The 12,717-nt window shown below is 71.3% G+C and carries 6 protein-coding genes; 3 read left to right on the plus strand and 3 right to left on the minus strand.

Annotated elements, in window-relative coordinates; translation table 11 throughout:
* The first annotated feature begins 97 nt into the window (after positions 1 to 97).
* On the plus strand, positions 98 to 898 hold the full coding sequence (locus F1615_RS19935) for a pectate lyase (protein WP_149550372.1): 801 nt from the start codon (positions 98 to 100) through the stop codon (positions 896 to 898).
* Positions 899 to 970: 72 nt separating this feature from the next.
* Here the strand turns inward: F1615_RS19935 and F1615_RS19940 are convergent, their stop codons facing one another.
* Positions 971 to 1,741 (minus strand): PaaX family transcriptional regulator C-terminal domain-containing protein, encoded by a 771-nt coding sequence (locus tag F1615_RS19940; RefSeq protein WP_167533803.1) that lies wholly within the window; start codon positions 1,739 to 1,741, stop codon positions 971 to 973.
* A gap of 72 nt (positions 1,742 to 1,813) precedes the next feature.
* Here F1615_RS19940 and F1615_RS19945 point away from each other — a divergent pair, with 72 nt between their 5' ends.
* Together F1615_RS19945 and F1615_RS19950 are read left to right on the plus strand one after the other, a co-directional pair.
* A complete protein-coding gene (locus F1615_RS19945; RefSeq protein ID WP_149550374.1) occupies positions 1,814 to 3,502 on the plus strand; it encodes an acyl-CoA dehydrogenase family protein in 1,689 nt (562 codons plus the stop codon).
* 93 nt (positions 3,503 to 3,595) lie between these two features.
* Positions 3,596 to 4,750 carry a WD40/YVTN/BNR-like repeat-containing protein gene (locus tag F1615_RS19950; RefSeq protein WP_149550375.1) on the plus strand — a complete coding sequence of 385 codons (1,155 nt, stop codon included), beginning with the start codon at positions 3,596 to 3,598 and terminating at the stop codon, positions 4,748 to 4,750.
* 489 nt (positions 4,751 to 5,239) lie between these two features.
* Here F1615_RS19950 and F1615_RS19955 read toward each other — a convergent pair whose 3' ends face one another.
* Both F1615_RS19955 and F1615_RS19960 read right to left on the minus strand, forming a co-directional pair.
* Positions 5,240 to 5,611 (minus strand): hypothetical protein, encoded by a 372-nt coding sequence (locus tag F1615_RS19955; RefSeq protein ID WP_149550376.1) that lies wholly within the window; start codon positions 5,609 to 5,611, stop codon positions 5,240 to 5,242.
* Positions 5,608 to 12,393, minus strand: coding sequence for an RHS repeat-associated core domain-containing protein (locus tag F1615_RS19960; protein WP_244328797.1), 6,786 nt, complete (start codon positions 12,391 to 12,393; stop codon positions 5,608 to 5,610). The genes F1615_RS19955 and F1615_RS19960 overlap by 4 nt, the downstream gene beginning before the upstream one ends.
* Positions 12,394 to 12,717 lie beyond the last annotated feature (324 nt).

The raw sequence follows: 12,717 nt of genomic DNA on the forward strand, positions 1-12,717 counted from the left end.
GTGACCGGTACCCCGCTACCGGCCGCGTTCGCGGCACCATCATGAACGTCGTTCACCTATATGGCTCTCACCCCCACACCACGACAGAAGGAACGACATGACTTCCGCGACACGACCACGCGCCCGCAGGCGCGCACTCACGGGCGCACTCGCCACCCTGGGTATCTCGATTGGCATGGTCATGGCCACCGGGACCACGGCGGGCGCGGCCACCTGGCCGACCCCCAACGGCAGCCAGGGCGTCTCCTCCACCATCTCCGTGTCCGGCACCAAGGACTACGGGATGAAGCGCCTCTACGGCACCGGCGACCTGGGCTCGGGCGGCCAGGACGAGGACCAGGGCCCGATCCTCGAACTGGCCGACGGCGCGGTCCTGAAGAACGTCATCCTGGGCGCCCCCGCCGCCGACGGCATCCACTGCAAGGGCTCCTGCACGCTGCAGAACGTCTGGTGGGAGGACGTCGGCGAGGACGCGGCCACGTTCAAGGGCAAGTCGTCGGGGTCGGTCTACACCGTCAGCGGCGGCGGCGCCAAGGAGGCAAGCGACAAGGTGTTCCAGTTCAACGGCGCCGGAACGCTGAACGTGTCGAACTTCGCGGTCAAGAACTTCGGCACCTTCGTCCGCTCCTGCGGCAACTGCTCCACGCAGTACAAGCGGACGATCAACCTCAACACCATCGAGGTGAACTGGAAGGGCAGCAGGCTCGCCGGCATCAACACCAACTACGGCGACAGCGCGACCCTGCGGAACATCACGATCATCGGGGACAGCAGCAAGAAGATCGTCCCGTGCCAGAAGTACATCGGCAATGACGACGGCGACGAGCCGGACACCAACGGCTCGGGTCCCGACGGCACCCACTGCAAGTACGCGTCATCCGACATCACCTACCGGTAGCCCCCCACGGGCGGCCGCCGTACGAGGCGCCCCGCGCGGCGTCCCGTACGGCCGGCCGCTCCGGGCGCGCGCTCACGCACCGCCCACACGCGAGCGCACCTCCCCGGTCAGCTCCCGCCGGTAGCCCGCGTACGCGGCACGCAGTTCCCCGCCCGGCCAGTCGTCGGGCAGCAGGCCGGGGGGCAGGACCGGGTCGGCGAGCAGATGGCGCACGACGGCGGCGAACACGGTCAGCCGGTCGGCGGGACGGGCGGCGCGCCCGATGTGGCCGAGGAGTTCGCGGGCCGTGCCCGACCAGGCGTCCAGCGGCCACAGGCTCGCGGCGAGCTCAGCGGCGGGCCGGCCGGGGCGGCCGGGGCGGGCCGCGCAGCACTCGGCCACCTCGTCGAGACCCGCGGGCAGGCGGCGCTCCAGATTGGCGGGCCGCAGCCACACCCCCTCGCGGAGTTCGGCCAGCCGGAGGGCCGCGAGCCGGGCGCGCAGGCCGGCCCGTTCCGCGGGACCCCGGCCCGTCGCCGTGATCACCACCAGTTCCCAGTCGCCGTCCCACGCGCGCGTGCGCGGCCGTACGGACTCGTCCTGGCGGCGCTGGCGTTCCAGCAGCCGCTCACTCAGGCGGTAGCCGGCGTCCGTGCGACGCAGATCACCGGCGGCCACCATCCGGCTGAGCGCCGCGCGAAGCGTGGACCCTCCGACGTCGAAACCTCCCACGAGCCGTCCGAGTTCCTTCGCCGGGAGCTCCGGCGGGTGGGTGCCGAGCAGCAGGCTCAGGACGACCGACCGCGCGGAGAGAGGACGCAGCAGCGGGTCGTCCGGTGCCGCCGCCGCTTCGTTCCTCCGCATGAGGCCGTACTCTACGTCGCCGATCATGTTGCATGATTGCTGCGACCGTAGACATGGTGCAACACTCGCGGCATGGTCACCACACTCGCCGACGAGCCGCTGCAGAGTCCCGGCGCACACCACGCCGGCCACGACGTCACGCACGACGTCACCAATCAGCCCCCTCCGCTGACGCCGTACGACGCCTCCGAGGACGCCGCCCTGCTGGAGGGTCTGCGGCGCGAGGGCGCCGGCTGGGCCGAGGACGACCTGCGGCGGCTCGGCAGACTGGCCGGCAGCGCGCGGGCGCAGGAGTGGAGCGATCAGGCCAACCGTCACGAGCCCGTGCTGCGCACCCACGACCGGTACGGGCACCGGATCGACGAGGTCGAGTTCCACCCGAGCTGGCACCACCTGATGCGCACGGCCGTCGCCGAGGGTCTGGCCGCCGCGCCCTGGGCGGACGACCGGCCCGGCGCGCACGTCGCCCGCACCGCGGGAGGACTCGTGTGGGGGCACACCGACGCGGGACACGGCTGCCCGACGTCCATGACGTACGCGGCGGTGCCCGTCCTGCGCCGGCAGCCGGAGCTGGCGGAGGCGTACGAGCCGCTGCTGACCAGCCGTGAGTACGAGCCGGGCCTGAGCGTGCCGGCCGGGAAACGCGGGCTGCTGGCCGGCATGGGGATGACCGAGAAGCAGGGCGGCTCCGACGTCCGGACCAACACCACCGCGGCGACGCCGACCGCCGAGCCCGGGGTGTACACCCTGCGCGGGCACAAGTGGTTCACCTCGGCGCCGATGTGCGACGTGTTCCTGGTGCTGGCGCAGGCCCCGGACGGGCTGTCGTGCTTCCTGGTGCCGCGCGTGCTGCCCGACGGCACCCGCAACACGTTCCGGATCCAGCGGCTGAAGGAGAAGCTGGGCAACCGCTCCAACGCCTCGTCCGAGCCCGAGTTCGACGGGACGGTCGCCTGGCTGGTCGGCCCGGAGGGACAGGGCGTGAAGACCATCATCGAGATGGTCAACTGCACCCGGCTGGACTGCGTGATGATGTCGGCGGCGCTGATGCGCAAGACGCTCGTGGAGGCGGGCCACCACGTGCGTCACCGCAGCGCGTTCGGGGCGCGGCTGGTGGACCAGCCCCTGATGCGCAACGTCCTGGCCGACCTCGCCCTGGAGTCCGAGGCCGCCACGGCCCTCACCCTGCGGCTGGCCGGGGCGGCCGACCGCGCGGTGCGCGGGGACGCCGGGGAGGCCGCGTTCCGGAGGATCGCGACCGCGGCCGGCAAGTACTGGGTCACCAAGCGGGGCCCCGCCTTCACCGCCGAGGCCCTGGAGTGCCTGGGCGGCAACGGCTACGTCGAGGAGTCGGGGATGCCCCGGCACTACCGCGAGGCCCCGCTGCTGTCGATCTGGGAGGGCTCGGGGAACGTCAATGCCCTCGACGTGCTGCGGGCCCTGGGCCGGGACACGGCCACCGCGCAGGCGCTGTTCGACGAACTCGCCCTGACGCGTGGCGCGGACGCCCGGCTGGACGCGGCCGTCGCCGGGCTGAAGGGCTGGTCGGCCCGGGGCTCGCAGGCGAACGCCCGGCGGCTGGTGGAGCGGATGGCGCTGACGCTGCAGGGTTCCCTCCTCGTCCGGCACGCCCCGGCGGCGGTCGCCGACGCCTTCTGCGCCACCCGGCTGGGCGGCGACTGGGGGCACGCCTTCGGCACGCTGCCCGCGACGGCCGGGCTGGACGCGATCGTGGAGCGCGCGCTGCCGGGCGGGGACTGACGGCCCCGGCCGGGAACCCGTGCGCCATGGACCGTCGTCCGACCGCCGCACCGGCCCGACCTGCGACGCGGGCCGATCCTGGGGTGACTGTCAGTGGTGGGGTGCAGACTGGCCGGAGTCCGGAATCAGGACGTCGAGGATGACGTCGCGGAGGTGATCGGCATGACCGAAGTACTGCTCGCCGTGGGCACCCGCAAGGGTCTGTTCATCGGGCGCCGGCGGGGTGGCGCCTGGGAGTTCGACGAAAGCCCCTGTTTCAACGCGCAGGCCGTGTACTCGGTCGCGATCGACACGCGGGAGGCGACACCACGGCTGCTGGCCGGCGGTGACAGCGCGCACTGGGGCCCGTCGGTGTTCCACTCCGACGACCTGGGCCGCAGCTGGACGGAGCCGGCCCGGCCCGCCGTCAAGTTCCCCCAGGACACGGGGGCCTCGCTGGAGCGGGTCTGGCAGCTGCACCCGGCCGCGGCCGAACCCGGCGTGGTGTACGCGGGGACGGAGCCGGCCGCGCTCTACCGGTCGGAGGACCGCGGGGAGTCCTTCGAGCTGGTCCGGCCGCTGTGGGAGCACCCCACGCGATCGAAGTGGGTGCCCGGCGGCGGCGGTGAGGGCCTGCACACCGTGCTCACCGACGGGCGCGATCCGCGGGCGGTGACGGTCGCCGTCTCCACGGCGGGCGTGTTCCGCACCCTGGACGGGGGCGCGACCTGGGCCCCGTCCAACTCCGGGGTGTCCGCGGTGTTCCTGCCGGACCCGAACCCGGAGTTCGGGCAGTGCGTGCACAAGGTGGCCAGGGACGCGGCGAACCCGGACCGGCTGTATCTGCAGAACCACTGGGGTGTGTACCGCAGTGACGACGCCGGCGGGCACTGGACGGACATCGGTGAGGGCCTGCCGTCGACGTTCGGCTTCGCGGTGGTGGCCCATCCCCGCCGTGGTGACACGGCGTACGTGTTCCCGATCAACGCCGACTCGGACCGGGTGCCGGCCGGCCGGCGCTGCCGGGTCTACCGGACGGCGGACGCGGGCAAGAGCTGGGAGCCGCTCTCGGCGGGGCTGCCGCAGGGCGATCACTACGGCACGGTGCTGCGCGACGCGATGTGCCACGACGGCGCGGACCCAGCCGGCGTCTACTTCGGCAACCGCAACGGCGAGGTGTACGCGTCGGCCGACGACGGCGACAGCTGGCGGCTACTGGCGTCGCACCTGCCGGACGTGCTGTGCGTGCGGGCGGCGGTCGTCGGCTGATCCGCCGGCCGGCTCCGCTGCAGACGCCGGGTCCCCGGCCGACTGGATGTCGGCCGGGGACCCGGTTCCTGTGTCACGGTGCGTCAGCCACCGATTCCGGCATCGGACGACTTCCCTCTCGATGCCGAAGGGCTCCCGCACGATCTGGACCATTTCCTCGTCGGCGAAACGGGGAAGGCGACGATCTCACCAGGCCGAACCGCTCGGCAGCTCGCATCCGCCGGCCAGGAGAACCACTCGATCTCCGGTGTCTCCCGGACGACGGGGCCGTCGAGAGCCGCCTGAAGGAAACGCCACACCGAGAGCTCGTCCTCGTCCTCGTACTCGTACGACGATCCTCCGTATCCGTCACGGCAGTCGACGACCTGTTCCTCCCGAACCCGGAAGGGGGTCCCCGTCAGCGAGACAGGCGACAGAGACGCAGAAACCCCGCCAGGGCCCGGCGGGGTTTCCGCTGCGTCACCTCGTCAAGGTGGTGTCACCGGTGCTCTACCGCCGCCGCTTCCACACGAGGCTCTGCGGCAGCACACCGCTCTCCCACAGCTCGTCGAGTCTGACGAAGAGTCTCGGCAGGCTCCTGTCGAACTCTTCCCAGGCCACCGGGTCCACGTCTCGCCATGGATCAGAGATGACCAGGCCCGGCGGCAGAGGGCTGGTCGCCCCAGCCATCCGGCGGCAAGCCGCACACCAGGTGTAGCTGATCACGGCGGGACGGTTCGCGTGCTGCGTGGCTCTGAGGTAGGAGCGGACCGCGACTTCCCCGCACGCCGGGCAGAGCCACTCCGACTGGTCCTGGAGGAACTTCCGCTCCCGCCCGAGGGTCTCGATCTCCGAAGGCATGAAGCGCTTCATTTGGCTCATGAACGCGTCCTTCGTTTGAAGACCCTCAGCATAGCCTGCCCGTATGCCTCCGCAGCGCCTTCCTTTCCACCCATGGACCGTGGCCAAATGCGGTACATGCGGTGGTGGTAGATCTCGTGGAAGATCGTGGCCACAGCCGTATCCATGTCAGCCAGCCCCATGTCGGATATCTGGATCACCGGGCGCCCACGCGGTCCCTTGTTCGGCTTTCCAGCGCCGTCGTGGGGGCTGTTGCCGTAGGCAGGGATACCTTCGGAGGTGACGATCTGCGGCTTGTAGACGATGTCGTACTTGGAGACGCTCATACCGGCTCGTCCCAGCGCCATCTTCACCTGCTTGATGCTGACGCCGCAGTTGTGGACCAGGACCGGCGCGTCACCCGCCAGCACGTAGTAGGTGTGGATGTCGGTGACGGTCAGGTTGTGAACCGTCGCCTTCTTCGCCGTCCAGGCCTCGACCGCGCCGACCTGGATCCAGGTGCCCGAGGACGTCTGGACCCACTGGCCCGGCTTCAGCTCGCCCGCGTCCACCCACTCCCGCAGGGTCGGCACCCAGAACGGGTGGCCGGCCGTGGCGGTGACCGTGGTGGTCCCGGTCTTCGCGCTGGAGCCGTCGTGGATCTTCAGCGTGATCCGTACCAGGTTCTTGCTGCCCTTGCCGACGATCGTCGCCGCGGCCGTCTGGACGGAGGTCCGGCCCGTCTTCGGGTCGGTGGCCAGCACCTTGTCCCCGGGTCTGACCTTCTCGATCGGCCTGGTGGAGCCGTCGGCCATCAGCACCCTGGTACCGGGTACGAAGCTGTTGGCGGCACCTGCGGCGGACTCGCAGGCCGCGCCCTGTGCCTCTTCCTTGACGGTTTCCCTTGCCTCCTCCCGTACCTCCTTGGCGACCTTCTTCACCGCTCGCTTGACCTGGCGCGGCTTGGGGCGGGGCTTGGGCTGGGAGCGGGGCTTGGCGCGGGGCTTCGGGCGCGCCGCCGCCTTGCGGGCCGCGGCACGGCGTGCCGCCGCCTTCTTGGCCGCCGCGCGGGCCGCGCGGGCCCTGGCCTGGGCCGCCGCTCTCCTGGCCGCCGCACGCTTGGCCGCCGCACGGGCCGCTGCCCGCTTGGCCGCCGCGCGACGGGCCGCCGCCGCCTTCCGGGCCGCCTCACGGCGGGCCTTGGCCGCGGCACGCTTGGCGGCCTCGATCGCGCGCTTGCGGGCGAGGGCCGCGGCACGCCGCGCCGCCGCCTGGGCCGCCTTGCGCGCCGCGATCTGCGCCGCGCGACGGGCCGCCGCGCGGATCGCCGCCTGGATGGCGATACGGGCCGCGATTCCGATCAGGACGGGGAAGAACTCGCCCGTCGGGTCGGAGAAGGTGGCGGGTGCGTTGTTGCTGTAGGCGTACGGGTTCATCGTGGCCGGCTGGCCGTAGTCGACCATGGGGTCGACCTGGATGAAGCGCCCGGTGGCCGGGTCGTAGTCACGGGCGCCCAGCCGGGTCAGGCCGGTGTCCTCGTCGACGGTTCCGCCGACGAAGCCCCGGTGTCCGGGCCATGACGTGGGCTGCTGCCCGCGTGCCTCGCCGAACGGCATCGACTTGCGCCGGGTCACCCGCATCGCCGCGTCCGCCATGTCCACGACGGTGTGGGACGTGCCGTGGTGGTCGGCCAGCATCATCTGCCGCACGCCACCGGTGGCGCGGACGGTCGTGGAGCCGTCCGGGAGCGGGTAGAAGCGCTCCGCCGTCTTCGTCGCGTGGTTGGCGCTGACCGTCAGTTCCGCCTCGCTGAGGTAGAGCGTGCGGCTGCCGTCCTCGTCGGTGCGGATGAGGCGTTCGCCGTCCGCGCCGTACAGGTACGACGTGGTCTCGCTGCCGCCGCCCTCCACGGGCCGGGTCACCTTGCGCAGCTGGCCCTCGATGTCGTACTCGAGGCTCTGGTCCGTGCCGCCGTGCTGGCGCCCGGTGGTGTTGCCCGCCTTGTCGTAGGCGAAGGTGGCCAGGGTCTGCCCCTGCGGACCGGTCGACCTGACCTCGGCCAGCGCGTTCGGACCGCCGACGCCCTCCTTTCCGTAGACGTAGTCGCGGGTGACGTCCTTGGTGGTGTCGCCCGTGGTGTCGTGCTCGACGAGCCGGGTGCGGTTGCCCGCGGCGTCGTACCGGAACGACTGCCAGTACGCCTCGGGCCCGCCGACGGTGTCCTTCGACGGGGCCGCCGCGCACTCGCCCGCCGTCTTCGACGTCCAGGCGGAGGTCATCTGCCGGAGCTTGTCGTAGACGAAGCACTGCGTGTCGGTCTCGCCGGTGCCCTCGGTCGCGGCGCCGGGCGCGTCGGTGATCCTGGTGACGTTGCCGGCCTCGTCGTACCCGTACCGCGTCTCGCTGATGCGGCCCGGGCCGACCGAGCGGTCGAAGGTGGCCGTCTGCAGGCGCCGGGTGAACTCGTCGTAGACGTAGCTGCCGTACACCTGCTTGCCGGCCGGGCCCGCGTCGGTGCGCAGGATCTCGCCGAACGCCGAGTACTGCGCGTTCGCCAGGTACGTGGACGCGCCGCCGATGAAGATGGGCAGGCCGTCGGAGTTGTACCGGAAGACGACCCGCTCGGTGACCAGGCCGCCCACGCCCGGCAGGGAGACCCAGGCGAGGTTGCCGGTCGGCGTGTAGGAGTACTCGTACGCGTACGTGCCGGCCAGGCCCGTCTCCTCGGCCGGGATCACCGTCTGCGTCGTCTTCACCCGGTAGGCGTTGTCGTAGGCGGTGATCTCCTCCCGGTACTCGCGGCCGTCCTCGTGGCGGATCTGCGCGGTCGGCAGGCCCTTGGCGAGGGTGTCGTACGTCCACTCCAGGCGCTTGGGGCCGGTGGCGCTGCCCTCGCGCACGGCGGTCGGGCGACCGCCGTCGTCGTAGCTGGTGAACAGGGACCGGCCCATCGGGTCGGTCGTCTGCACCACGTTGTCGGCGTTGTCGTACCGCATCTCGGTACGGCCGCCGTCGGGGTCGGTGACCGCGGTCTGGCGCCCCCGCTTGTCGTACTCGAACGTGGTGACGGCGCCGCCGGGGGCGGTCACCTTGCGCAGGTTGTCGAGGTCGTCGTACTCGTAGAGGGTGTCCCGCCACTTGGTGCGGGCCTCGTCGGTGTACTCGCGCAGCCGCTCCACGCGGCCCTCGGCGTCCTCGAACGAGGCCGTGACGGTGTCGCCCTTCGGCGGGATCGTCGTGGAGACGTCACCGTCGCGCTCGGTCGTGGTGCGCAGCTTCTCCGTGCCGCGGTAGTAGGTGACCTCGGCGGTGGGCTGGCCCAGGCCGTCGAAGGTGGTGCGGTTCTGCGACGGGACGTCCTGGTCACCGACCTGGAGGAGCTTCGGCTCGGGATCGGCGGCGTTGTAGTAGCCGTCGTTCTCCTTCCAGACGCGTCCGGCGCTGTCGTAGAAGGTGTCGTTGACGATGCGGCCCGCGCCGACGGCCTTGTCCTGCGTCTGCCGCTCGCGCAGCAGGCCGTCGAGGATCTCGTACGACACGGCGTACCCGCCGTCGTCCTTCAGTGTCCGCGCGGTGACGACCGTCGGGCCGTCGCGGCGGACGGTGTAGTCGTAGGTGGCCGTGGGCGTCTGGGTCGCCGGGTCGCGGTCGATCTCCCAGACCTTCAGGAGCCGGCCCAGCGGGTCGTACTCCATCGTGGCCGTCCGGTCGTTGGCGTCCGTCTCGGTCAGCGTCATGCCGCGCACGTCGTCGAAGACGGTGGTCTCGGTGTGACCGAGGGGGTCGGTGGAGACCTGCTTCGTCGGGCGTGCCACCGTCGCCGGCGTGTACGTCACAGACGTCTTGCGGTCGTCCGCGTCCCACGTGGCCGTCTCCCGCCCGTGGATGTCGTACTCGGTGCGGTCGATGGTGACGTAGCCGTCGCCGTCGCCGTTCAGCTCCTGGACCTCGGTGGGCAGGCCCTTGGTGGGGGTCGCGCCGAAGGCCAGTCCGTCGTACAGCGTCCGCGTGTCCTCGACGACCTCGCCGCCCGTGCTGCCGCAGGCGCCGAGCACGGTCTTCTCCCGCGACTCCAGCTCGACCAGGTGCAGCGCGGTGTTGCGGGCGTAGGTGACGGTGGAGCAGCGCGTTGTGCCGCCGGGGCTCGTCTCCTCGACCTGGTACGGCAGGCCGTAGCCGTCGTACTTGGTGGTCTCGGTGGTGGTGCGCCAGGTGTCGCCCTTGACCCGCTCGCGGGTGACGACCTTCTCGGGCCTCGTCATCCACGCCTCGAGAGGTGTGGTGCCGGCGCGGGTGCGGGTGGCCGTCTTCACCGCCCAGGAGGTGGTGAGGGTCGTGGAGTCGACCGGCCCGCCGTCGGACTCGTAGGTGATCTGCTCCAGCAACTGCCCCTGGTGGTGGGGCAGATCCGGATGCGCGGTGCCCGAGCTGTCGGTCACCGCCGAGGTGCGGGTGCCCAAGGACAGCTTGTCGCCGTGCAGGCCGCGGAAGTAGCGGTGCTCGGTGAGCTGCTTGACGTCGCTGCCGGAGCCGATCCGGGTCAGGACCCGCTCGTAGCCGCGGTACTGCGACCAGGTGCGGTGCTTGTTCTCGGTGAACTCGCTGTCGTCGTAGGCCCAGCCGGGGCTGCCGGCGAACTGGTAGCTCGTCACCTTCGAAGGGCTGTCGGTGACCAGGTCCTGCTCGGTCACCTGGGTGACGACGTACTTGTGGAACCAGTCCTGGACCGGCTTCAGCGCGCCCTTGGGAGTCCAGTACTGCGGGTAGCAGCGCATGGTGTTGGACTCGGGGGACGCCGGCATGTTCCTCGGCGTCAGCGCCTGGCACTCGCGCGGCGAGTACGTGACACCGATGCGTCCGCCGGTCTCGGTGTCGATGGCGTGGACGCGCAGGCGGGAGAAGGGCGGCAGGCCCTCGACGCCGTCGACGCGGTTGTCCATCTGGAGGCCGGCGAAGGTGACCTTCGGCATGGCGGCGGTGCCGCCCGCTCCGTGACCGGTGCGGGCGACGGAGTCCAGCCACAGGGCCGGTGAGGTGCCGTCACCCGTGTCGGGGTAGGACTGCTCGAGGGCCCAGGAATCGACCGGCTTCAGGGCGCTGCCGGAGAGCACATGGGTGGTGATCTTCGTCAGGCGCTTGGTGGTCCAGAACGTCGGGGAGTACTTGTCGGTGCACTTGGCGCCCGAGACGCACTCCTGGTCCAGCGGGGTGTCCGGCCAGTACTTGGCGTTGGCGGCCGTCCGCTTGGAGACCGCGCAGTCGAACGTGGCGCCGGGGATGCAGCGCTCGGCCGTGGTGAAGTCGACCCGGCCGGCGGGCTGGACGCCGAACAGCTTGTCCGAGCGCAGGCCGTAGTCGATGCGGTCGAGCTGGGCCGAGCGGACGTAGGAGACCTGCTGGTCGGCCTTCATGTTCTGGCCGTAGAAGTTGGTCTCCTTGGCCCACCACAGGGTCATGGCGTCGCCGAGCGGGTCGACCACGTAGTCCAGGTTCCAGCGGTAGGCCTGCGTGCAGTCGGAGTCGGTGAACGCGGTCGCGTGGCAGGGCTCACCGGGGTGGTTGCCGAACACCGGCACGGTGAGGGCCGAGTTGGTGACCGTGCCGTCCGGGGCGCCGGGCAGCTTGTTCAGGCCGAAGTGGTACCGGGTGCCGTCGGTGCTGGTGAGGACCCAGTGCTCGCCGTCCTTCGTGCCGTTGGCGGCGCCGGTCCTGCGCTCCAGGCGGGAGCCGTCGTCGTCGGCCGGGCGCCACTCGTCGGTGCCGTCCTTCTTGACGAGTTCGGTGGTGTTGCCCCCCAGCGACATCACGACGTGGTCGGAGCCCCAGCACAGGTCGCCGCTGTCACCGGTGTTGTTGGGCTTCTTGCCGTCGACCTCGCCCTTGTCGTCGGAGCAGGAGCGGTAGCGGCGCTCGATGAACCCGGGCTCGTAGTCCCAGCCCTCGGCGATCCAGGACGACTGGGCGTTGGTGGAGGCGGTGCGGCCGTCCACGGCCTGGGACGAGTAGGAGAGCGCGACCTCGGGCTGCGGGCCGCCGGGCACCTCGGGGGCCTCGATCGGGTAGGTCCAGGAGAAGCCTCCCGAGGACGAGCCCGCCATCCAGGAACCGGACGGCGACAGCGAGGTGGCCTCGTGGCTGCCTCCCGGGCCGGAGGCGGCGGCGGTCGCGGCGAGCACGGTGGGCGCCGCCCCGGCGGACAGGTCGACGGCGGCCGTCACCTTGTGCGCTGCCGGGTCGTTGGCGCCGGCCAGTTCCGTGCGGTCACGGCAGCCGGCCCGGTCGGGCGTGGTCAGCGCACAGGCCGGGAGCCGGACGAGACGGAGCCGGGAGGCCCAGTCACCCCCGTAGGTGTCCTTGAACGACGAGTAGTCCAGCTCGAGTTCGACCGAGCCGGAGGCCGGAGGCACCAGGCCGTCCGGTGCGGGCGCCGCGGTGAACAGCACGCCCGGGACGCCGGCCCTGCGGGCCGCGGCCGCGTCCTTGACCTGGATCTCGACGGCCGTTCCGGTGTCGGCGGCCGGGCGCTTCGGGGCCGCGCCCGGAGCGCGCAGGCCCTTGGCGGAGCCCGCGTCGGGGCGCTTGGCCTGGCGGACCGTCACCATACGGGCCGGCACCGCGCTCCGCTCCGGCCCCACTCCGTCGAGGGTGCCACCGGCCAGCGGGGGCCGCTCGGACGGTTTGCCGTCGCGGCCGGTGACCAGAGTCGTGAATGAATTGGCCGAAATCTTTCCGGCCGTCGGCTGGAAATTGCCCTTGGCGTCGTCGCGCGCCTTTGGGCGTTCCTTGCGGAAATCCTTACCTGGAACGGACTTCTCACGCTGCACGTTCCCACGGCGGGAACTGCCGTCCGCGGCACTGGCATCGTTGGGTATCAGCCCAACGAAGAGTACGAGTCCCACGAAAAGGGACACGGATCTGTGCCAGTGACCGAGGTAGCGCAGCTGTCTGATCAGCTGGTCCACTACCTGACCTCCCCCTAACTCACCCTGTGTGATCGAGCGGTGAACGGTCGCACAGTAAACGGTGAAGATCGCTCCGACAAGCAAAGGCGGGGTAATGCGACAATCCCCACTTCGGTCATCTCACCGCAAAGAAAGCCCCAGTTGGCGTGTACTGTTCGGCGCTGCGGCCTCGCGCCAAAGGGGCCG

The organism is Streptomyces marokkonensis, from assembly GCF_008312835.1.
GTDB classification, from domain to species: domain Bacteria; phylum Actinomycetota; class Actinomycetes; order Streptomycetales; family Streptomycetaceae; genus Streptomyces; species Streptomyces marokkonensis_A.

Excerpts from the sequence above, each read along its gene's own strand:
- F1615_RS19955 (WP_149550376.1), bottom strand. The coding sequence starts at position 5,611 with ATGAGCCAAATGAAGCGCTTCATGCCTTCGGAGATCGAGACCCTCGGG.
- F1615_RS19935 (WP_149550372.1), top strand. The coding sequence starts at position 98 with ATGACTTCCGCGACACGACCACGCGCCCGCAGGCGCGCACTCACGGGC.
- F1615_RS19940 (WP_167533803.1), bottom strand. The coding sequence starts at position 1,741 with ATGCGGAGGAACGAAGCGGCGGCGGCACCGGACGACCCGCTGCTGCGT.
- F1615_RS19945 (WP_149550374.1), top strand. The coding sequence starts at position 1,814 with ATGGTCACCACACTCGCCGACGAGCCGCTGCAGAGTCCCGGCGCACAC.